19 protein-coding genes and 1 riboswitch are annotated in these 21,469 nt (G+C 40.7%); of the genes, 8 read left to right on the top strand and 11 right to left on the bottom strand.

The window, feature by feature from the left end:
• Positions 1–6 precede the first annotated feature (6 nt).
• Complete coding sequence (tnpA, locus tag C6H66_RS10845) at positions 7–435, top strand: IS200/IS605 family transposase (RefSeq protein ID WP_040154654.1); 429 nt, start codon at positions 7–9, stop codon at positions 433–435.
• A gap of 1,558 nt (positions 436–1,993) precedes the next feature.
• Here tnpA and yvcK read toward each other — a convergent pair.
• A complete protein-coding gene (gene yvcK, locus C6H66_RS10840; RefSeq protein ID WP_105395605.1) occupies positions 1,994–2,902 on the bottom strand; it encodes a uridine diphosphate-N-acetylglucosamine-binding protein YvcK in 909 nt (302 codons plus the stop codon).
• Between the two features lie 244 nt (positions 2,903–3,146).
• A riboswitch (molybdenum cofactor riboswitch) is annotated at positions 3,147–3,291 on the top strand.
• On the opposite strand from yvcK, the gene moaA reads away from it, so the two are divergent.
• The 5 genes from moaA (at position 3,281) to C6H66_RS10815 (ending at position 6,389) form a co-directional block, all read left to right on the top strand.
• A complete protein-coding gene (moaA, locus tag C6H66_RS10835; RefSeq protein ID WP_105395604.1) occupies positions 3,281–4,261 on the top strand; it encodes a GTP 3',8-cyclase MoaA in 981 nt (326 codons plus the stop codon). (Overlaps the previous riboswitch by 11 nt.)
• Before the next feature lie 39 nt (positions 4,262–4,300).
• The gene (gene moaC, locus C6H66_RS10830) at positions 4,301–4,780 is read left to right on the top strand and encodes a cyclic pyranopterin monophosphate synthase MoaC (protein WP_065390504.1); all 480 of its coding nucleotides are present in this window, start codon (positions 4,301–4,303) and stop codon (positions 4,778–4,780) included.
• Positions 4,777–5,022, top strand: a complete 246-nt coding sequence (gene moaD / locus C6H66_RS10825; RefSeq protein ID WP_105395603.1) for a molybdopterin synthase sulfur carrier subunit — start codon at positions 4,777–4,779, stop codon at positions 5,020–5,022. The genes moaC and moaD overlap by 4 nt, the downstream gene beginning before the upstream one ends.
• Positions 5,023–5,042: 20 nt before the next feature.
• Positions 5,043–5,498 (top strand): molybdopterin synthase catalytic subunit MoaE, encoded by a 456-nt coding sequence (gene moaE / locus C6H66_RS10820; protein WP_105395602.1) that lies wholly within the window; start codon positions 5,043–5,045, stop codon positions 5,496–5,498.
• Between the two features lie 180 nt (positions 5,499–5,678).
• Positions 5,679–6,389 carry a Bax inhibitor-1/YccA family protein gene (locus C6H66_RS10815; RefSeq protein WP_105395601.1) on the top strand — a complete coding sequence of 237 codons (711 nt, stop codon included), beginning with the start codon at positions 5,679–5,681 and terminating at the stop codon, positions 6,387–6,389.
• 65 nt (positions 6,390–6,454) lie between these two features.
• Here C6H66_RS10815 and C6H66_RS10810 read toward each other — a convergent pair whose 3' ends face one another.
• From C6H66_RS10810 to C6H66_RS10790, 5 genes are read right to left on the bottom strand one after another with little or no spacing between them, the layout of a single operon-like run.
• Positions 6,455–7,561 (bottom strand): ABC transporter permease, encoded by a 1,107-nt coding sequence (locus tag C6H66_RS10810; RefSeq protein ID WP_046396815.1) that lies wholly within the window; start codon positions 7,559–7,561, stop codon positions 6,455–6,457.
• A gap of 12 nt (positions 7,562–7,573) precedes the next feature.
• Positions 7,574–8,734: an ABC transporter permease gene (locus C6H66_RS10805; RefSeq protein WP_105395600.1), complete on the bottom strand. Its 1,161-nt coding sequence runs from the start codon at positions 8,732–8,734 to the stop codon at positions 7,574–7,576.
• Positions 8,731–10,467 (bottom strand): ATP-binding cassette domain-containing protein, encoded by a 1,737-nt coding sequence (locus C6H66_RS10800; RefSeq protein ID WP_105395599.1) that lies wholly within the window; start codon positions 10,465–10,467, stop codon positions 8,731–8,733. The genes C6H66_RS10805 and C6H66_RS10800 overlap by 4 nt, the downstream gene beginning before the upstream one ends.
• A gap of 9 nt (positions 10,468–10,476) precedes the next feature.
• Positions 10,477–11,469: a secretion protein HlyD gene (gene hlyD, locus C6H66_RS10795; protein WP_105395598.1), complete on the bottom strand. Its 993-nt coding sequence runs from the start codon at positions 11,467–11,469 to the stop codon at positions 10,477–10,479.
• A gap of 16 nt (positions 11,470–11,485) precedes the next feature.
• A complete protein-coding gene (locus C6H66_RS10790) occupies positions 11,486–12,172 on the bottom strand; it encodes a transcriptional regulator (RefSeq protein WP_036814589.1) in 687 nt (228 codons plus the stop codon).
• Between the two features lie 302 nt (positions 12,173–12,474).
• Between C6H66_RS10790 and rhlE the strand changes: the two genes are divergently transcribed.
• Positions 12,475–13,761: an ATP-dependent RNA helicase RhlE gene (gene rhlE, locus C6H66_RS10785; protein ID WP_105395597.1), complete on the top strand. Its 1,287-nt coding sequence runs from the start codon at positions 12,475–12,477 to the stop codon at positions 13,759–13,761.
• A 3-nt stretch (positions 13,762–13,764) separates the two neighbouring features.
• Positions 13,765–14,697, top strand: a complete 933-nt coding sequence (gene dusC, locus C6H66_RS10780) for a tRNA dihydrouridine(16) synthase DusC (RefSeq protein ID WP_046396820.1) — start codon at positions 13,765–13,767, stop codon at positions 14,695–14,697.
• Between the two features lie 112 nt (positions 14,698–14,809).
• Here dusC and C6H66_RS10775 read toward each other — a convergent pair whose 3' ends face one another.
• The 5 genes from C6H66_RS10775 to C6H66_RS10755 form a co-directional block, all read right to left on the bottom strand.
• On the bottom strand, positions 14,810–15,409 hold the full coding sequence (locus C6H66_RS10775) for a GNAT family N-acetyltransferase (protein ID WP_105395596.1): 600 nt from the start codon (positions 15,407–15,409) through the stop codon (positions 14,810–14,812).
• Between the two features lie 206 nt (positions 15,410–15,615).
• Positions 15,616–16,728: a lipase family protein gene (locus C6H66_RS10770; protein WP_046396822.1), complete on the bottom strand. Its 1,113-nt coding sequence runs from the start codon at positions 16,726–16,728 to the stop codon at positions 15,616–15,618.
• Positions 16,729–17,187: 459 nt separating this feature from the next.
• Positions 17,188–18,264 (bottom strand): lipase family protein, encoded by a 1,077-nt coding sequence (locus C6H66_RS10765; protein ID WP_105395595.1) that lies wholly within the window; start codon positions 18,262–18,264, stop codon positions 17,188–17,190.
• A gap of 379 nt (positions 18,265–18,643) precedes the next feature.
• The gene (locus C6H66_RS10760; protein WP_046397504.1) at positions 18,644–19,762 is read right to left on the bottom strand and encodes a lipase family protein; all 1,119 of its coding nucleotides are present in this window, start codon (positions 19,760–19,762) and stop codon (positions 18,644–18,646) included.
• 480 nt (positions 19,763–20,242) lie between these two features.
• On the bottom strand, positions 20,243–21,367 hold the full coding sequence (locus C6H66_RS10755) for a lipase family protein (protein WP_105395594.1): 1,125 nt from the start codon (positions 21,365–21,367) through the stop codon (positions 20,243–20,245).
• Positions 21,368–21,469 lie beyond the last annotated feature (102 nt).

The following is a 21,469-nucleotide window of genomic DNA, read 5'->3' as shown; positions in this document are numbered from 1 at the left end:
TGCAACATGGATTACAGATACGGTAGTCACACAGTATTTCAGATTGAATACCATTTTGTGTGGGTAACGAAATACAGGCACAAAGTGCTGATAGGTGAAGTAGCAATACGGGTGCGCGAGTTAGTTCGTCAGACATGTGAAGCATTTGAAATCAGGATATTAAAAGGGGTCGTGAGCAAAGATCATGTTCACATACTGGTGAGTAGTCCCCCGACATTATCTCCCTCAGAAATCATGAGGAGACTGAAGGGAAGGACAGCGAGTAAGTTGTTTGAAGAGTTTTCGCATCTAAAGAAACGCTACTGGGGTCAGCATTTTTGGGGCAGAGGCTATTTTTGTGCGACGGTGGGTCAGTTAACGGAAGAGATGATAAAGGCTTATCTGGAGCATCATTTTGAACCAAACCCGGATGATAACTTCAGGATGGACAATTGACGCATCGTTCAGCCGATGCGTATCCGGACTTTCAGTCCGTTAATCACTAACCCACCGACTTTAGTCGGTGGTTGTTGAGTTTGACTGACATGGTTTTACCAGTATTTTTTTACCAATATTGTTTTACTGAAAATTCTGCGGGTTTTTGTAAATCATCACCCTTTATCTTTTCTTTGTAAATCAATAATCAATAGCTTGATAGTATAAAGACACCATTAATGCTTTTTAGGATAACTCTTTTTTAGCATTTAAGTCCTGCCAGATTAATCTTTTTATCTCTTTTTTTATCACATTTTTTATTTATTTGTTCGTAAAATGAGGGTGAGAAAATACTTGAGCGTTAATCTATTCCATTAATGTTATTTTACGTGATTATTGCTTTTCAACTCTTGGTTAATGGTTAGTGAATTTCGATTAAATGTCATTAATCACGCTACTGAAGATTTTAATTTTCTTGGTTAAATCAGTCTGTTGAATGAAGTATTTAACCTCTCCCTGTTTGTCGTTTTAAATAGTCATAGCGGGTTAGGCAAATGTAAAATAAGTGGAGTGTAGTATTACCGATTTACCGATAAGTGGATTAAACATAGCAGGGAATAGGTTGTTTTTAGTCACTCTATACCTTTTAAAAAGCTGACATTAATGGGCTACCTATTTTTTAATCCTTAGTTTATTAATCACCGGTAAAAGGGAAATGTAAATTAAAAAAGTAATGTTGAAAATATGATAAGCTTATACAGCGGTTTTCATTCTGAGGGGGTGTTTGTTTTTAATTGTAAATCGGCCATGACGAAAGGTTTTTACATTTACTGAGCCGTATTTAACGTTCTTATTTTCATTAAACTGATATTTAGGTTTTCTGTTTTCTGTTTTCTCCTTTTTCTGTATTTTATCTTTTAGGTTTAAAACCAGTGAGGGTGGCAGAACTGCTAACGGTATTAAGATTAACGCCCATTTATTTAATCATTTTTAATGTTGCTAAATATCCTTGCTTTTCTGGGGTTAATCTAAAAGCTGCCCGGTTTTCTACAATTATAGTCTCTGATTTTTCGTAAACTTGTTGTAGTCAGGCAAAATCTTTTATTTAAGAAGATTGGTTTAATGTGGTTAATACGGTTAAATGTTTTGCTAGGATATATTATTGTTATTAGGTTAACACTGTCATCTTTTCACCTTGTTTAATCAATTTAAAACCCGTTTTCCCTGATGTTTTCTCTTCCAATGTCCGAATGCCATCGGACTTTTCATCCGCTTTTAAAAATCCTTAATCACTGCTTTTTACTTTTGATGATTAAAGTTTTTACCTGTTTTTTCGTGGTTAGCCTGGCCTCTTTTCCCGCTTTTAAAACCACACTGACAGATAAAAAAGGCTTTTTTTAACAATTGCCCCGTAAATCCTGGCCCAATGCGAGGGTGTCGCAAAAGGCCGGCATTGAAAATAAACCGCGATTTTGAGTAGATTTTTCTGACGCCCGGTGTGAATGGAAAGCATCAGTTGTTGTAGAAATGTCGTCATAAAGGAGAGCTTTTGCGACACCCTCTTTAACGGAGGGAACAGTCACCCAAGGTTTTGCAGGGTATTCTCTAACGCTTGATGCAGTAATTCACGGTCGTGGCGGTAGGGAACATCCTGTGCTTCGAGTATTTGCTGAGTGATAATTCGGCCGTTAAGGTCGCTGATATCTGTACAAGGGCCAACAATGACCGCATCAATTATCCGGCTGCCAATTTTGTTTTCCATTATTTCCAGCTTATCTTTCAGCGTCAGTTCAGCAGCGGCGGCACTTAATTCTTTGCCAAGATTACCGATATAAATCATATTGGCACAGCTACGGCGCAGGGCTTGGGTGAGATCTTCAAGCAGCAGCAATGGCATCAAACTGGTAAAGAAGCTGCCGGGGCCGATGATGATCAGATCTGCCTGAGTAATAGCATCCAATGCCTCTTTTGTTGCCGTCGCGGGGGGATAAAGCATCAACTCCTGAGGAATACAGTGCAACTGATCAACATTAACTTCGCCATAAATGGTGTTGCCTTGATCATCTATCGCCATCAGGTCAACGGGCTGCTCAGACATTGGAATAAGATGAGCATTAACTTTCAGCAAACTGCGGATTAAATTAATCGCCTCTAGGGGCCTGACACTCAGATGATCCAACGCCTTAAGCATCAGATTACCCAGATTATGCCCGGCCAATTCTCCATTGCCACCGAAACGGTATTCGAACATTGCCGACGCGACACTGGGTTCGGTAATAAGCTGATTTAAACAATTGCGGGTATCACCCCAGGCAATACCGCCTTCTGAACGCCGGATTCTGCCGGTTGAGCCGCCATTATCTGTTGTGGTGACAATGCCTGTCAGGCGGGAGCCTAGTGATGAAAGAGAGGACATAACGCGCCCAAGGCCGTGACCTCCGCCTAAAGCAACTACCCGATCTAAATCGGCTAATGTGCGGTTTCGCATAGAATTCCTGTTGCTAACTGAACGTATATTTACCGAATAATTTTAACGTAATTTATTATAAAACACGATTAACCAACTAGCGTTATGATTGGGCGCAATGTTTTAATTAATCATCAATAGAAATTGCCTGTGATTTGTTCTGCCACTGGCTAATTCATTGTATATTCAATTATATAACGAAAGTGGGTATTCGCATTTTCCTTTGTTAAGGGCTAGAATTTGTAATGGGAATGTAAATCATAGATGTTGAAATTAACTCCTAGCCTCTGCATCTAACTCACTTATTACACAGCGATATGATGTTTTGGCCGTGACCATTGAGTCACCAGGATGTGAGGCAGAAATGCCTGCGTCTCCCGTGTTTGGAAAGGTGTTATTGTGGAACAACTCATAGATGCTTTTGCCCGTAAATTTTACTATTTGCGGTTATCCATTACCGATGTATGTAATTTTCGGTGTACTTATTGCTTGCCGGAGGGTTATAAACCCCGTGGACATCACTCCTTTTTGACATTATCCGAAATCCGTCTTATTGGTCGAGCGTTTGCCGATCTGGGTACAGAAAAGATCCGTTTGACGGGTGGCGAACCGACCATGCGCCGTGATTTCACCGATATTATTTCCGTCATACGTGAGAATAAGTTGATTAAAACCCTGGCGGTAACTACCAACGGTTATCGAATGGAACGGGATGTTGCTCAGTGGAAAGAAGCAGGTTTAACTGCGGTGAATGTCAGTATGGACACGCTTGATCCCCGCCAGTTTCATGCAATTACCGGACAGGACAAATTTTTTCAGGTAATGGGTGGCATTGATGCAGCATTTGCGGCGGGTTTTAATAAAGTGAAAGTCAACGTGGTGTTGATGAAAAATGTTAATGATATCCGCCTGCCCGCTTTCTTGAACTGGATAAAAGATCGTCCAATTCAATTGAGATTCATCGAGTTGATGGAAACCGGTGACGGTGGCGAAATGTTTCGTCGATATCACATTTCGGGAGAAACTATCCGGGAACGTCTGTTGCTTGATGGTTGGCAGTTGCTTCAACGTTCACGCAGTGATGGACCAGCACAGGTTTTTAACCATCCTGATTATCAGGGAGAAATTGGTCTGATTATGCCTTATGAGAAAGATTTTTGTCGAAGTTGTAATCGGTTACGTGTTTCTTCAATAGGTAATCTTCATTTATGCCTGTTTGGTGAACAGGGGATACCACTGCGTGATTTGTTGGCAAGTGAAGAGCAACTTGATGATCTGAAATTGCGTATTCAGGGTGGATTGCGACATAAACGGGAAACCCATTTTCTTCATCAAGGCGACAGCGGCATCACCCCAAATCTTTCTGTCATCGGCGGTTAATTTACCGTCTGGATATTGTTGTTTTTTCAGGAGCTGAGGATGTCTCAATTAACCCACATCAATTCTACCGGTGAAGCGCATATGGTTGATGTTTCCGCTAAAGCTGAAACATCACGCGAGGCCCGGGCAGAAGCGTTTGTTGAAATGAAGCCGGAAACATTGGCAATGATTATTAATGGCAGCCATCACAAAGGCGATGTATTTGCCACCGCGAGAATAGCGGGTATCCAGGCGGCAAAGCGCACATGGGAATTAATTCCGCTTTGTCATCCATTACAGCTAACTAAAGTAGAAATCCAGTTGGAAGCCCAGACAGAATATAACCGGGTCAGAATTGAATCTTGTTGCCGTCTGACCGGGAGAACCGGGGTTGAAATGGAGGCGTTGACAGCAGCGTCGGTCGCGGCTTTGACAATTTACGATATGTGTAAAGCGGTACAGAAAGATATGGTCATTGGGCCAGTGCGTTTGCTGGAGAAGATAGGTGGGAAATTAGGTCATTTTAAGGTGGATAAATGATTAAAGTGCTGTTTTTTGCTCAGATACGTGAGCTGGTAGGTACTGATTCACTGGATCTCGATAATCGTTACACAACCGTTGAGAGTTTGAGAAAGGCGTTAATATCAAAGGGAGAACGTTGGGCCTTGGCGTTGGAAGATGGAAAATTGCTGTCAGCGGTAAACCAATCTCTCGTTCATGGCGGGCACTCATTACAGGATGGTGATGAAGTGGCTTTTTTCCCGCCAGTGACTGGGGGATGATCAATGCTGGGGAATGATCAATGAACAACACCCGCATTTTCGTTGGGCCGGAAAATTTCAATGTAGGGGATGAATATCAATGGCTTGCTCAATGTGATGAAGATGGCGCTATCGTCACTTTCACTGGTAAAGCCCGCAATCATAATTTGGGAGATAATGTCGGTGCGCTGAGATTGGAACATTATCCGGGAATGACGGAAAAAACGTTACAGCGTATTGTCACCGAAGCACGCAGTCGCTGGCCGTTGCGGCGAATCAGTATTATCCATCGGATTGGTACGCTGTATCCGGGTGATGAGATTGTGTTTGTGGGTGTCACCGGCGTTCATCGTCATATGGCTTTTGAAGCGGCTGAATTTATTATGGATTATTTGAAAACACAGGCGCCTTTCTGGAAAAAAGAGTTTTTGCCTGATGGTGAACGTTGGGTTGAATCCCGTGAGAGCGATCAGGAAGCCGCGAGACGCTGGTCATGAAAGTATTTGCGAGATTTTGCGAAGCGCTTCGAAAATGGATTGATTAAAAAGAGTTCTATATGAGTAATTATTGAATAGTTAATTGTTTTGTTTATATTCTATGATAATGTATAAAACTTGAGTGGGTTGTTGATACTGAACAACCTGGATTTTTGAATATTGTTATAAAAGGTAAGCTTCATGGATCGATATCCACGCTCTAATGGTTCGATAATCCAGCAAGCTGGAACCGGCCTGCAAACTTATATGGCCCAGGTTTATGGCTGGATGACTTGTGGCCTGTTGTTAACCGCGTTTGTGGCTTGGTATGTGTCACTACATCAAAATGCTGCTATATATATTTTCTCAAACTCAATACTATTCTATGGGTTGATTATTGCTCAGTTTGGGTTGGTTTTCGTCCTCTCAGGCATGATTAACCGCATGGGAGCTTCGTTAGCCACGGGGCTGTTTATGCTCTATTCGGCGCTGACTGGCCTGACGCTTTCCAGTATTTTCGTTATCTATTCTATCGGCTCCGTTGCGAGCACTTTTGTCGTGACGGCGGGGATGTTTGGCGCGCTGAGTTTTTACGGTTATACCACCAAACGTAGCCTGAGTGGCCTTGGTAGCTTCTTGTTTATGGGGCTGATCGGCATCATTTTGGCTTCTCTGATTAACTTATGGTTAAAGAGTGCAGCATTGACGTGGGCGGTAACCTACATTGGCGTCGTTATCTTTGCGGGCTTAACCGCTTATGACACTCAGAAGCTGAAAGAGATGGGTGAAGATCTGGATGTGAATGACAAAGAAAATTTGCGTAAATTCTCGATTGTCGGCGCACTGACGCTGTATCTAGACTTTATCAATATGTTCTTGATGTTATTGCGTATTTTCGGCGATCGTCGCTAATCGCTGATTTGCTTCTGATAAAACCCTGCATCGTTAAGCATAGCTAAAATGCAGGGTCGTTTTTGTTAAGCAATCTTCCGTCGAAATAACCAATAAGCAAGATTACCGGTTGTAGCGGTAATGGCCAAAAGAGGCCATAGACTTCTCCAGATAACCGTGAAATCCGCGTCTTTGAGATAAATTTGCTTGGTGATGTCGTTAAAGTGCCAAATAGGATTAATCCAGGTGATCTCTTGTAACCATCCGGGCATATTTTCAACCGGAGAAATATAACCGGAGATTAAGATAGCGGGCATGATAAAGACAAATACGCCAATAAACGCCTGTTGCTGAGTGTAACAAAGAGAGGAGATTAATAGGCCAAATCCCACCAGCGATAAACTGTATATCAGCATAGCGCAGTAAAACAGCGTGAGTGAACCAGAAAAGGGGATTTGATAGCAAAAGATACCAATAGCGAGCACCAAAGTTGCCTGAAAGGTAGCGACAATTACCGCAGGAACCGCTTTGCCAATGAAAATCTGCCAAGTGGTCATAGGTGAAACCAGTAACTGGTCCAGCGTTCCCTGTTCCCTTTCACGCGCAATTGACAGCGCGGTGACCGTCAATATCCCGACTGTGGTAATTAGTGCCACCAAAGAGGGGACGACAAACCATTTATAGTCCAAGTTAGGGTTATACCAATTGCGGATCACCAACTCGCTATTAGTGGCTTTCGGCAGGTTACCCATTAGTTCCTGTTGATAGTTAAGGACAATTTCTTGGATATAACCCGCTGCAATTTGAGCGCTGTTAGAATTGCGTCCATCCAGCAATACCTGGAGGGAAACCGGGTCATGGCTGGCAATCTTAGCACTGAAATCTTGTGGGAAGCGTACCAATAATAAGGCTTTTTGGTGATCGATGACTGGTTGTATTTCTTGTGCATGGTTTAGCAATATCACGTCAGGAAATGCTTTTGATTTTGCCAGCCGTTGGGTGAGTTCAATAGAGGCTTTGCCTTTGTCTTCATCAAAAATAGCAATAGTCGCGTTAGTCACATCAAGGGTTGCTGATAGAGGAAATAAGATCATCTGGAAGATAACCGGCATAACCAAGATGGCCCGTGTTTGCGGATCTCTGAGTAGAGACTGCAATTCTTTAATAATCAGGGTGTAAAGACGATAAAACATGCTAACTCCTTCTTAATCCAGACGCCGCTGGGTTTTCCATGCAGTCAGGCCAATAAACACAATAGCGGAGGCGATCAGTAATAATAGATTTATCATCAATACCGTGCTGATATTTCCAGCCAGAAAGAGCGTATGCAAGCTACTGACAAAATAACGAGCCGGGATGAAATAGGTTGCTACCTGAATAAAGGCGGGCATACTGTTTATTTCAAAGATGAAGCCGGAAAGCATAATTGCAGGCAGAAAGGCGACATTCAACGCTATCATTGCTGCATTAAATTGGTTGCGTGTCACCGTAGAGATTAAAAGCCCGATACCAAGGGCAGTAGCCAGGTAGAGGCTAGTGATCGCAGACAATATCCATAGCGAGCCTCGGTAGGGTACATCTAGCATGAATACGGCCACCAGCATGCAGAGTAGCATGGAGAATGATCCAAGCACTTGATAAGGCAAGAGTTTAGAAAGCAGTAATTCGGTGCGGGTAATTTGAGTAGACAGCAGGGCTTCCATTGTACCGCGTTCCCATTCGCGAGCGACTACCAATGACGTCAGGATGGCGCCAACCACGGTAATGATAATGGTTATTGCGCCAGGAATAATAAAATGCTGGCTAATTGTTGCCGGATTGAACCAATAACGGACCTGCATATCAATCAATGGATTAGCCGCGTTTCCCTGATCTTGCCCTCTTTGTTGTAGCCAAATCCGCCATACGCCTTTGGCATAATTTTGTACAAAGATTGCGGTATTGGGTTCACTGCCGTCAGTAATGACCTGAATTTGTGCTTTACCATCAGAGCGGGCAAGTTGCGTATCGAAATTAACAGGAATGACAACCAGCCCACGTATTTCTCCTGATTGCATCATATTAATTAATTGCTGACGATTATCACTGATTTTGGGTTCAATATAGGGCGAACCGGCAAAAGCTTGTATCAACTCACGAGCATCTTTACTTTGTTGTTCTACCAGAATACCAAGACGCACGGTGCTGGAATCGAGATTAATACCGTAGCCAAAGATAAATAGCAGAATGAGTGGAATGACAATGGAAATTAATCCGCTGGTGGGATCGCGCAAGATCTGTTTTGTCTCTTTTACACAAAGTGCTTTTAGTCGCCACCAAGAGAAGCGGACAGCTTGTTGTGGAGCATGTTGCCTTGGGCTATTCATTGTGGCTCCTCATCATAATTAATGACCAGATCAATAAATGCCTGCTCCATTGATGGGTCAGGATTTTCATCGGTAGCAACCAATTGTTTCAAATCATCCGGTGTTCCGGCGGCAATCAATTTACCGCGAAATACCAGCCCTATTCGGTCACAATATTCAGCTTCATCCATAAAGTGAGTAGTCACCATAACGGTGACGCCTTTATCTACCATGCCGTTGATATGTAGCCAGAATTCGCGTCGTATCTGTGGATCAACGCCAGAAGTCGGCTCGTCCAGAAACAGAATGTCTGGCTCATGCATCAATGAGCAGGAGAGGGCAAGGCGCTGTTTATATCCCAGAGGCAATTGGTCGGTGGTTTGATGTAAAACCGATTTGAGATTGAAAGCGTCGATCATGCTGTCAATTTTCTCTTTCTGTTTGCGTCCTTGCAGACCGTAAATGCCGGAGAAGAATTTCAAGTTCTGTTCAACGGTCAGGTTGCCGTACAGAGAAAATTTCTGCGCCATATAACCCAAATGTTGGCGAGCTTTCCCGGAGCTGGTTTTAAGATCCATTCCCAATACCAGTGCCTTACCGCTAGTGGGTACCATAAGCCCGCACATCATTTTAAATGTGGTGGATTTACCGGCGCCGTTTGGGCCAAGCAGACCAAAGATTTCTCCGCGTTTCACCTGAAAATCAACATGGTCAGTGGCAGCAAAATCGCCAAATTTCTTGGTTAAATCCTGTGCTTCAATCACTGTTTCTGTCGGGTTAGCTGCGATTCGTGGCATGATCTCTGCCAATTCTGAACGACGGGTAGAGCCGCCACCGAGTAAATCGATAAAAGCATCTTCAAAGCGAGGGGCGGCTTTAATGATTTCAGCCTCTGGGAGTTCAAGCCGGTTAAGCAATTCTTGCGGGGAGACATCAGGTTTGAGAATAAGACGAACATATTTTCCCTGAATCACGCCATCGGTGACTTGTGGCAAGGTAAGAGCGTGTTGCAGTGTTTTTCTACGGGAATCCTGTTTGGTATCAAGCAAAAAAGAACGTCCGAACATCTTTTGGGTTAATTTTTGCGGCTGCCCGTGGTGGAGCAATTTTCCTTGATTAAGTAACAGGACATCGCGACACTGTTCAGCTTCATCCAGATAAGACGTGCTCCAGAGGATGAGCATGCCATCATCTGCCAGTTCGTGAACCATGCGCCAAAGTTCGCGGCGGGCGATTGGGTCAACCCCAACGCCGGGTTCGTCCAGTAGCAGAACTTTGGGTTTGCCAAGCAAAGTACAGGCCAGCCCCAGTTTTTGCTTCATACCGCCTGAAAGCTTGCCCGCCAGTCGCCCGGTAAAACGGGTCAGATCGGTAAACGTGAGTAATTGCTCATAGGTTTTCTTACGTTCATCACCCAGAACGCCGCGCAGATCCGCATACAGATTCAGGTTTTCTAATACGGTGAGATCTTCATACAGGCCAAATTTCTGCGGCATATAGCCCAATTCAAAACGCACTTGTACGCCATCTTTTATCGGATCAAGCCCCATGATTGCAATAGAACCACTATCGGGTTTCAGTAAGCCTGCTAACATGCGTATTAGCGTAGTTTTTCCCGCTCCATCCGGCCCGACAAGGCCGGTGACAGAGCCACCGTAGATCTCAGCGGTTAGGCTGGATACCGCAGGATGACTCAAGTTAGGAAAAGTTTTCTCGACTTTTGCCAACTTTATCGTATATGCAGCGCTGCTCATGACAGCCCCTTATTTGTCTGAATCAGAAAAATGCAGGGTAACTGGCATACCTTGACGCAGGGCCTCATCCGGGTCGGTGACAATAATGCGCAATCGATAGACTAGATCGGTACGTAGATCAGGAGTCTCTACATTTTTTGGCGTAAATTCGGCTGTGGGTGAAATAAAGCCAATTTTGCCGTGATAAGGTTTATCTTTACGGCTGTCGGTATAGAGCAAGATTTCACGTCCGGGCGTTGCCAGCCCAAGATGGCTTTCACTGATATAAGCTCGAACCCAAACCGGGTCAGCCAGCGAAAGTGTAAACACCGTATTGCCTGCCGCCAGCATGGTGCCGGGTTCAATGGCGCGGGTTAGGATAGTCCCCGGCGAGGGGGAAGTCAGTTGAGTATCTTGTAGGTCCAATTCAGCCTGAGCAACAGCCGCTTCTGCTTGAGCAAGCTGGCCTTTGGCTTCTGCAATTTCTTCTTTACGATAACCGGTTTCGAACTGGTTCAGTTTATCTTTTGCCGCTTGTAAAGCCGCTAACGCTTGGTTACGGTCAGTTTTAGCATCATCTAGTTCGTTGGCTGAAATAACTTTGCTTTGCCATAGACCTTGTTGGCGTTTGAAGAAACTATCGGCGAAATGCCAGGCCGCCTCACGTTGTGCAACTTCTGAACGGACTTGGGCAATTTCTTCGGTGCGATAACCCTCTTCCATCATAGCTAAACGGGCTTTAGCGCTATCACGAGTGGCTTTCGCTTTATTCAGGGCGTTAATAAATGGCCCATTATCCAGTTGGCCGATTGCTTGATTAGCTGCAATGGTATCGCCTTCATCAACTTGCAGGCTGGCGAGTTTGCCGCCAACCCGGAAACTCAGATTAACAGTACGTATATCTACGTTGCCATAGAGAGTCAGAGTTTTATCATTTTTACCTTGATAATAGTAACTTCCTAAAATAGCGCCAAGAACAACGGCGACCACTAATATTGCCAGCGTGACTTTTTTGTTGTACATGATATTCCCTGTTATTTTATTTATTCGAATTCTGTTTTTTCAGTCCATTCAGTAATAAATCAATATGCTGGATAAGGATCTGATCAATCAATTTATATTCTTCGGGTCCAATATTATTCCAGCCTGTTTGACGTAATAAGGTTTCCCTTGCCATTCTGAAAGTGAGAATTTCTCCCATGAGCGCATGGGCATGCAGCATGGTAGAGAGCTGATGTTCATCGGCGCCGATATAGCTGGCAATCAGTTTATTTAATCTATTATGGAGGGGAGCTAGCGCTTGCTCATGGATTAGAGTATAGGCATCCGTTGGGGCGAGTTGCTCTCTGGCCATTATCCGGCTGATATTGATACTCTCTTTTTCAATCATCAGACGATTAACGCCAAGAAATCCTTCGTGAATTAATCTCAATATATTTTCCGGTGAGCCTGTCGTTGATGATGAAAAAAAATCATCAATCTCTTTAAAAAGATGAGTGAACTCCTTCTTGATTGTATCAGTAATATACTGGGCGACTGCCTGATAAAGCCCCTCTTTAGATCCAAAATAGTAGGCTATGGCAGCAATGTTCTGTTGAGCGCGCAATGCGATTTCCCTAGTCGTTGCACCGGTCAGTCCTGATTTACCGAAAATTTCAAGGGCTGCTTCGAGTAACTGTTGTTTGGCTTGTTCGCCTCTGGCGGTTTGGGTGTTGTTGACTGACATGGACATGAATCCTGTTGCAAATAATCAAAAGACTTAAACAAAATATCAATCATGGGGTAACTCTATACTTATAGTAAATCAATGTAAATTGCATAAAAATGTTATGGATCATGAAAATTACCGGCTAAATAGCTGTAGTTTTAGTTGCACCATCAGAAAGTATATCTGATATAATAATTCAGATATGGCGCATTGCAGTTTGTGTTTTTTTCTTTGTGGTATTTACCACGTCTGATTTTCTTCCCATAAAACTGCCCCTGAATAGCGTTCAGGAATGGTGAAGTCTGGAGCATTTCTTATTTATGAATTTTGAATCACTTGGCTTAAGTGCTGATATTTTGCGTGCCATTGAAGAACAAGGTTATTCGGCGCCAACGCCAATCCAACAGCAGGCAATCCCTGTCGTATTAGCAGGTAAAGATTTATTAGCGAGTGCTCAAACAGGCACGGGTAAAACCGCAGGTTTTACCTTACCCATGCTGCAACGGTTAAATGATTCTTCTATTCAGGTGAAAGGGCGCCGACCGGTCAGAGCGTTAATCCTGACGCCAACCCGTGAATTGGCTGCTCAAGTGGGGGAAAATGTACGTGATTACAGTAAATACCTCAGATTGCGCTCTCTGGTTGTTTTTGGCGGTGTTAGCATTAACCCTCAGATGATGAAATTGCGGGGTGGTGTGGATATTTTGGTCGCCACGCCGGGGCGTTTACTGGATCTTGAACATCAGAATGCAGTTGATTTATCGCGGGTAGAGATTCTGGTATTGGATGAAGCTGACCGTATGCTGGATATGGGATTTATTCATGACATCCGCCGAGTGCTGAATAAATTACCGCCGAAACGGCAAAATTTGCTGTTTTCTGCAACTTTCTCTGACGATATCAAAAATTTAGCCAATAAATTACTGCATGATCCTGTTAGTGTTGAGGTTGCACGTCGTAACTCTGCTTCTGAACAGATTGAACAGTTTGTTCACTTTGTTGATAAAAAGCGTAAAGGCGAGCTGCTCTCTTTCTTGATCGGGAGCCGTAACTGGCAGCAAGTTCTGGTGTTTACCCGAACCAAGCATGGCGCAAACCGTTTGGCGGAACAGTTAAATAAAGATGGTGTAACGGCTGCTGCTATTCATGGTAACAAAAGTCAGGGGGCGAGAACCCGTGCGTTGGCTGATTTTAAAGCGGGCCGCATCAGGGTATTAGTTGCGACAGATATTGCAGCTCGTGGTCTGGATATTGATCAACTGCCTTATGTAGTGAATTTTGAATTGCCTAATGTCGCCGAAGATTATGTCCATCGTATCGGTCGTACTGGTCGGGCAGATGCAACAGGGCAGGCACTTTCTTTGGTCTGTGTTGATGAGCACAAGTTGTTGAAAGATATTGAGCGTTTGCTAAAACGGGAGATTCCTCGTATGGCGATTCCTGGCTATGAGCCAGATCCAACCATCAAGGCCGAACCTATTCAGAATGGCCGTCAGGCACGTGGCGATAATCGGCAGAAAAATAGCCATCGCCGTTCTGGGGCGCCTTCGCGTCAGCGTAACCGCAATCGTGACGCATCCCATAAATCGTCTAACGCCAGAGGTTAATTAATGCGGGTTTTACTGGCGCCGATGGAAGGTGTGCTGGACTCTTTGGTTAGGGAACTTCTGAGTGAAATCAATGAGTATGATCTGTGCATTACGGAGTTTTTACGAGTTGTCGATAGCCTATTGCCAGTAAAATCTTTTTATCGGCTTTGCCCTGAATTACGTAACCAAAGCCGGACGCCATCCGGCACATTGGTGCGGATTCAGCTCTTGGGGCAATACCCACAATGGCTAGCGGAAAATGCGGCACGAGCGATTGAATTAGGGTCCTATGGAGTTGATTTAAATTGCGGTTGCCCGTCAAAAACGGTCAATGGCAGCGGTGGTGGGGCAACGTTGCTAAAAGATCCTGAGCTGATTTATCAGGGAGCGAAAGCGATACGTGAAGCGGTACCTGCTCATTTGCCTGTGACGGTTAAGGTTCGCTTGGGTTGGGATAGCGGTAATCGGCAATTCGAAATTGCTGATGCGGTACAACAGGCGGGCGCGACGGAAATTACGGTTCATGGGCGAACCAAAGAGGATGGTTATCAAGCGGAGCGTATTAACTGGCAAGCGATTGGTGAAATTCGCCAACGTCTTGCTATTCCGGTTATCGCTAATGGTGAAATTTGGGATTGGCAAAGCGCACAGGATTGCCTGAGTGTGACAGGCTGCGATGCGGTCATGATTGGGCGAGGTGCGCTTCACGTTCCTAATTTGAGTCGAGTGGTGAAATATAACGAGCCAAAAATGTGCTGGCAGGACGTTGTTCAACTACTGCAAAAATATATCCGGTTGGAAAAGCAGGGTGATACCGGGCAATATCATGTTGCCCGGATTAAACAGTGGCTTGGTTATTTGCGCAAAGAATATGAAGAGGCAACAACGCTGTTTGAAGAGATAAGAAAGTTAAAAACGTCTGTTGATATAGCGCATGTGATCTCCTTGGTGTGACAGATGATTAAGAGCAACTTAAAACGTTTCCATTTATTTTGCTCTTCTTTGTTATGAAAAATGAACTTGGGCAGTGCTTAGGCAAAAGCACGCCCATGAATATGTAAGGCAGTTACTCTTTTTGAGAATTATTGTTATTCCACTCATCGCGAGTTATTTCCCATGTCTCCGAGAGCATTCTTCCACTAACAAAATCTTTATTCTCTAGTCTTATTAACCGCATACCACTTTTAATTGATATTTTCTTTGAGGCAATATTGTCACTGGATTTAGGCGCTCTGAGGACTTGGCGATTTAGGGTATTAAACCAAAAATCGGTAACTACTTGGACTGCTTCGGTCATAAATCCGTTTCCATGCCATTGTGGATCTAGCCAGAAACCTCTATTATTATTTTCTTGCTCATATAGCGATATCATTCCTATTATTATAGATGGCTCATCCTTCTTTCTGATAGTCCAAAACCATGCATTTCCTTCTGCCATTGATGGTAGCGCAATATTATTTATATATTCCAGGGCGCCATTATCTGGGTAGGGCCACGGGGTGTTTGCTGTAAGATAACGAACAATTTCCCATTGAGGAAAGATGTTTTGAATTTGTATATGATCCTTACTTTCTAAAGGAGATAATATTAATCTTTTGGTTTCTAGTTTTTTTTTGTTCCATTTTAGTTTCCCTTTGTAATGTTCTGTCTTATAAAAAAGTAGCAAAAGGTGTTAATTGAAATATTAATGATTCCTCCTGTCTTGTTAGATGATAATGAATTTAATTACCATTATGTGATATTTTTGTCAAAGAAATTTTAATTGATGTGATAATGGTTACTATGAATGATCTGGGCACGTTGGGAAAAGAATGGAACCTTTAATCAAGGTTCCATTTTGGTTAAGTTATAAAATGGCTCAATATGGTGAAATTAACAGATATTACCTTCATCTTGAATAATAGATGATAAAAAGTTTTTAATATTGCGAGATTGACCATCGTTAATCACAACAATATCGTAATTGGTCGGGGGATTAGAACGATCATTAACTACAGTAAAACTCATGCCATACTCTTTAGCATAAGCATCAATGTGTTGGGATACTAGTTTTTCAATTAAACCTTGAGAAGGTTTTAAATCAGGTGCAGTAAAAGCCAAATCTGGCGTAAGTTGAGTGTAATTCTTATCCTTCACGACGGAGATAAAACCGTTAACGATTAAAGTGGATATTGGATAGAGAACCTTAATTTCTTCTAATCCTTTTACACTCCAGGCTAGGGTGACAATATCTTTGCGATTGTGGACCCGGAGGAAATGACTTTTATAGCTAGAGAGTAATGTTCCATTAAAAACAGATTCACTATAGGCTGCAAAAACATCGTTACCGGCAGTTGGGGCAGCAAAGGAGGAAACATGAATACGAATATTATTGTTTCCTTTATCAATATAACGTCTCTTTAAGTACAGACCAAGTGTAGAGGCCATTACACCGCCTAAACTGTGCCCTGTAAGAGTAATATTATGTACGCCTTCTTCCAGAGCAATTTTATCAATTGCTTCAACCAGTGATTCTCCATAACCAGGAGGGTTATTGCTCTTTATTTGGTTGACAGTATAGTCTAAAGTTATATGGGTTCCTTTTGAAATTTTAGCCTCTTTGGGGGCTTTTGAATCCCAAATTGACCAGTTTTCAGTTGTTCCTACATTGAAATTCTCATCAAACCAGTTAACAGCAGACCATGATCCGCGAATAACAATTCGATAATCGTTTGGATTGTTGAGATCTTTTACAATAAATAAAACGTGATCATCTTTTTTATCTGAAACGCTCTTTTTCTTATTAACATCAACACTACCGACACGAAAAACAGCAGGACCCCAAACGATAGAGAATCTGTTTGCTGTCGCTTTACTACTTGCTAATGACTTTTTAATATTTTCTGAAACGATAGCCGGTTCTGGTTGATTCGTTATTATACTCCCTGAGTTAATAATAAAGCCTAACGCGAGATTTATTTTTTGATCTTCAAGAGAAATTGTCATTTTTATTTCCAATTTTTAATATAATGAATGTTGATCTGATGTGTTAGCTTAAACATCAATGATCAATACTTTGGGTTTTTATTTAAATAACAGAGTCAAAGTTAATAATAATCTTTAAATCTGTTAAAGGAGAGTATATAATTTTTTAAAGTTATTTTATTTAACAAAATAAATTATCTATTATGAACTTTAAAATAATCGATAAAAATTATGCTATGATTTTGTAAGATTATATTAACTATCGGGAATGATAACGTGAAGGGTGTAGCTATGTATTCTCTGTAGAAATAATTTAATTGGTGTCTGAAAAAGTGAGTGATAGTGAATTGCTGTGATTAATGATAGGTAGAAAAAATAACTTATTGCAATGAATGGAACCTTTAATAAAGGTTCCATTTATATTAAATCAAATATATACGTAATAAGATAAATTTATGTAATATCGATTTTATCCTTGGTTTAAAACTTGAAGAGATCAATAATCCTTTCGGATAGACTATCATTAACCACAACAATATCGTAACTAGTCGGTATCTCTGGACCATTCTCGATTCGAATGAAACTCATGCCATAGCCTTCGGGATATGCATCGATATGTTGATAACCTATCTTATTAAATAAGCCGTGAATGGAGTCTGGAATCTTTGTAGTAAAAGAGTAATCTGGAAAGATCTGGGTGTAATTTTTATCGAGGACAAAAAAAATAGCTGCATCAACCAATACTTCGATTGCTATATGTGGATAGATAGCCTTAATTTTCTTTAAATCTTCGATAGCCCATGCCAAGGGAACGATATCATGATTGTTATGAATTCTCAGAAAATGACTTTCATAAGAGTTAGGGCTTAATGTTCCTTTGAAAAAAGCGTCAGAATAGGATGCGAAAATATCATTGCCGGCAGTGGGGCCTGCAAAGGAGCAAACGTGAATACGTATATTGTTGTTGTTGATGTAGCGCCTTTTAAGATATAAACCAATAGTAGAAGCGAGTAAACCGCCCAAACTGTGTCCCGTGACGGTAATATTCAGTATCTTATCTTTTCCTTCTTCTGTGGTAATTCTATCAATTTCATCGATTAATGATACGTAATCCTTATTAATAGGCTTGCCATTAATAAGAGGCTTTAATGCTAAGTCTGTTCCATAGGAGATCTTTGCGTCTTTAAACTCTTGAGGGATATTTGTATCCCAATTTGACCAGTCTACAGTTGTAGCTACAAGAAGATCTTCATCAATCGCATTAATCTGGGACCAGGTTCCTCGAATAACAAGGCGATAATCACTTGGATTGTCGGTATTTTTCACAATCATTACAACGTGATCATATTTTTTATCATGGTATTTTTCATCAATATGGAACACTGCCGGTCCCCAAACGATAGAGAATTTATCTGCCGTTGTCTTACTGCTCTTAAGTGATTTATTAATATCAGACTCAATGATGTTTATTTTGTCTGGTTTGTCAGAAATTTCTCCAGAATTGATAATAAGACTTAACGCGAGATTTAATTTTTGCTCTTCAAGAGATATCGTCATTTTTACCCCCGTCTATTTCTTCCATATGATAAATATTGATCTGATGTTTGGACTAAAACATCAAGGTTTAAATTTTTTAATCTTCCGTTTAAATGAAAATATAGTTAATTTTAAAGTTAATAATGAATTTTAAATTTGTCAAATGTGTGCAAAGGATTTTTTAATGTTATTTTATTTGGCGATATGTAAATTATTTATTACGAAATTAAAGATAGGTGATAAAAGTGATGTGCCAAATAATTCCATGAAAATATCATTACATCTTTGAAAGATTATATGAAGTTACTTTGTGTATAATGTCGCTTATGGAAAGTCATTTATTGCAATGAATGGAACCTTTAATAAAGGCTCCACTTATATTTTACATGATGGGATAAAGTTATGTAGTACTGACTCTATCCTTGGTTAAAAATTTGAAGAGATCAATGATACTTTCGGATAGGCTATCATTAACGACAACAATATCGTAATCAGTCGGTATATTTGAACTATCATCAATGGTGATGAAACTCATGCCATACTCTTTGGTATAGGCACGAACATGTTGATTGCCAATATTAACCAGTAAATCGTCAAACGATGCTATTGGTAATATTGGAATCTGTGAATTAATAGGGAGATCTGGGGAAATTTGCGTGTAATTCTTATCAAGGACAGAAACAATAAGAGCATCAATTGTTACACTTAATACTGGATAGATAGCTTTAACTTTCTCCAAATCATTTATATTCCAGGCTAAGGGAACGACATCTGTACTATTATGAATTCTCAGAAAATCACTTTTGTAACCAACAGTTGATATTTCATTAAGAACAGATTCAGAGTAAGAAGCAAAAACATCGTTACCAGCAGTTGGGCCTGCAAAAGCACAAACATTAATTCGAATATTGTTGCTTCTTTTATCAAGATACCGTCTCTTTAGATATAAACCAATGGTAGAAGATAGTACGCCTCCTAAACTGTGTCCTGTGATAGTAATATTTTGTATCCCTTCTTTCAGGGCAATTTTATCAATGGCATCAGTGAGTGATTCTCCATAACCTGGAGGATTGTTGCTTTTCAATTGATTAAGAACATAGCCTAATGCCATGTCAGTGCCATAGGCTATCTTGGCATTTTCAGGTGATCTTGAATCCCATCGTGCCCAATCTTGAGTCTTACAGACAATAATATCTTCATTGAGCCAGTTAATATCGGACCATGATCCCCGAATAACCACGCGATAGTCATTTGGGTCATGGCGATTTTGTGCAATGAATAGAACATGATCATCCTTTTTATCTATAACGCTTTTTTTCCCACCAACGTCATCAACGCGGAACACCGCGGGTCCCCAGATGATAGTGAATTTATTTGCTGTTGCTTTACTGTTTTCCAATGATCTGTGGATATTTTCCGAAACAATGCCCGGTTCTGGTTTGCTAGTTTTTATACCTCCAGAGTTAATAACGAGGCTGAGCGCGAGATTTATTTTTTGATCTTCACGAGAAATAGTCATTTTTACTCCCTATTTTTTCATGTAATAAGTATTAATGCGAGGTGTAGGTTTAAATATCGAGATTTAATTCTTTTTTTCTTCCATTTAGACAAAAACAGAATTAAACTTAAAGTTAATAATAACTTTTAAATCTGTCAAATAATTACATGGGTTTTTTGATATTGTTTCATTTGACAAAAATATAAATTATTTATTTTGAAATTAAAAGTAAATGATCAAGATTATATATTGAATAATTACATGTAAATATTATTGCTATTTTTTAGAATTATATTTATTACTTGATGGTGGTAATATATAAATAACTTTGAGATTGTCTTTGTGAATAATTTCATTGGGAATGATTATAAATCAGTGATATTCTAATGATATGTAGAGGGAAGTGGTTTTATTATTATATTTAAGTCGCTGTTGTTTAATGGAGCCTTTGTAATAAGGCTCCATTAACTTTATATAAAATATAGATAAAGCATAATCAATTTATTCTACATTAATATTACCATCAGGCAGAGGTATAAGTAAGAAATAAGCGACGATATCTTGAGATAGATTACTATTAATAACCACAATATCATCAATAGGGGGTTGAGTACCGTCATTAACCTCCACTAAATTCATGCCATATTGGTTGGCATAGGCTTTAATATGTTGAAAAACAACTTGCTTATTGAGATCTAATTTTAAAATAGGTGCCGTAAAATATAAATCTGGAGTGAGTTTGGTGTAACCCTTATCTTTCACAAGCAGAACAATCTTTTTAAATCTGTCAATTAATTTTTCATCTAATTTAATTAATGGTTCATAGATAGTTGGAATCTTTTCTAATCCGTCCAAATTCCAGATGAGGGAAATAACATCTTTTTGATTATGGACCCTTAAGAAATGGCTCTTATAGCTGGTTGCTGACGTGTGGTTAAAAACATATTTAATGTAAGAGGCAAAAACATCATTACCGGTATTTGGGTTGGCAAAAGAGCAAACATGAATACGGATGTTGTTGTTCCCTTTATTAAGGTATAAGCGTTTTAAATATAATCCAAGGGTAGAGGCGAGAATACCACCCAAACTGTGGCCGGTGATGGTAATATTATGAATACCTTTTTCCGCAGCAATTTTATTAATTGCTTCAATGAGTGATTCTCCATAACCAGGAATATTGTTACTTTTTACTTGATTAACAATATAGTCTAATGCTATGTGGGTTCCATAGGAGATTTTAGCGTCTTTAAACTCTTCCGGGATATTTTGATCCCAAAGTGACCAATTTACGGTTTCGTGTACAGCAAAGTTTTCAACCTGCCAGTTAACATCAGACCATGAGCCACGGATAACGATGCGATAATCATGGGGAATTTTGCGATTTTTTACAAGAAATAAAACGTGGTCGTCCTTATTATCTTTACTGTTTTTTCCATTATCAACACGAAAAACAGCGGGTCCCCAAATAACAGAGAATCTATTGGCGGTTACTTTGCTCTTTTCCAATGATGTTTGAATGTTTGCCGCAACCATAGCCGGTTCTGGTTTTTCGGTTATTATACTTCCTGCACCGCTGATAAAGCTGAGCGCGAGATTTGTTCTTTGATCTTTAAGAGAAATAGTCATTTTTACTCTCCATTTTTATGATATAAATGTTGGTATGGAATAGTATCTTAATCTTATTTTTAAATAAAAAATAGAGTCGAATTTTAATTTGATAATAATAAT

It is taken from the genome of Photorhabdus hindustanensis, from assembly GCF_002968995.1.
Classification (GTDB): Bacteria; Pseudomonadota; Gammaproteobacteria; order Enterobacterales; family Enterobacteriaceae; genus Photorhabdus; species Photorhabdus akhurstii.
The sequence above is the reverse complement of the archived record's forward strand: the minus strand, read 5'-3'. Positions and strand labels throughout refer to the sequence as shown.

Coding starts and splice junctions, on each gene's coding strand:
- tnpA (WP_040154654.1), top strand. CDS start 7: ATGGATTACAGATACGGTAGTCACACAGTATTTCAGATTGAATACCAT.
- yvcK (WP_105395605.1), bottom strand. CDS start 2,902: ATGCGAAACCGCACATTAGCCGATTTAGATCGGGTAGTTGCTTTAGGC.
- moaC (WP_065390504.1), top strand. CDS start 4,301: ATGTCTCAATTAACCCACATCAATTCTACCGGTGAAGCGCATATGGTT.
- moaD (WP_105395603.1), top strand. CDS start 4,777: ATGATTAAAGTGCTGTTTTTTGCTCAGATACGTGAGCTGGTAGGTACT.
- moaE (WP_105395602.1), top strand. CDS start 5,043: ATGAACAACACCCGCATTTTCGTTGGGCCGGAAAATTTCAATGTAGGG.
- C6H66_RS10815 (WP_105395601.1), top strand. CDS start 5,679: ATGGATCGATATCCACGCTCTAATGGTTCGATAATCCAGCAAGCTGGA.
- C6H66_RS10810 (WP_046396815.1), bottom strand. CDS start 7,561: ATGTTTTATCGTCTTTACACCCTGATTATTAAAGAATTGCAGTCTCTA.
- C6H66_RS10805 (WP_105395600.1), bottom strand. CDS start 8,734: ATGAATAGCCCAAGGCAACATGCTCCACAACAAGCTGTCCGCTTCTCT.
- C6H66_RS10800 (WP_105395599.1), bottom strand. CDS start 10,467: ATGAGCAGCGCTGCATATACGATAAAGTTGGCAAAAGTCGAGAAAACT.
- hlyD (WP_105395598.1), bottom strand. CDS start 11,469: ATGTACAACAAAAAAGTCACGCTGGCAATATTAGTGGTCGCCGTTGTT.
- C6H66_RS10790 (WP_036814589.1), bottom strand. CDS start 12,172: ATGTCAGTCAACAACACCCAAACCGCCAGAGGCGAACAAGCCAAACAA.
- rhlE (WP_105395597.1), top strand. CDS start 12,475: ATGAATTTTGAATCACTTGGCTTAAGTGCTGATATTTTGCGTGCCATT.
- dusC (WP_046396820.1), top strand. CDS start 13,765: ATGCGGGTTTTACTGGCGCCGATGGAAGGTGTGCTGGACTCTTTGGTT.
- C6H66_RS10770 (WP_046396822.1), bottom strand. CDS start 16,728: ATGACAATTTCTCTTGAAGATCAAAAAATAAATCTCGCGTTAGGCTTT.
- C6H66_RS10765 (WP_105395595.1), bottom strand. CDS start 18,264: ATGACGATATCTCTTGAAGAGCAAAAATTAAATCTCGCGTTAAGTCTT.
- C6H66_RS10760 (WP_046397504.1), bottom strand. CDS start 19,762: ATGACTATTTCTCGTGAAGATCAAAAAATAAATCTCGCGCTCAGCCTC.
- C6H66_RS10755 (WP_105395594.1), bottom strand. CDS start 21,367: ATGACTATTTCTCTTAAAGATCAAAGAACAAATCTCGCGCTCAGCTTT.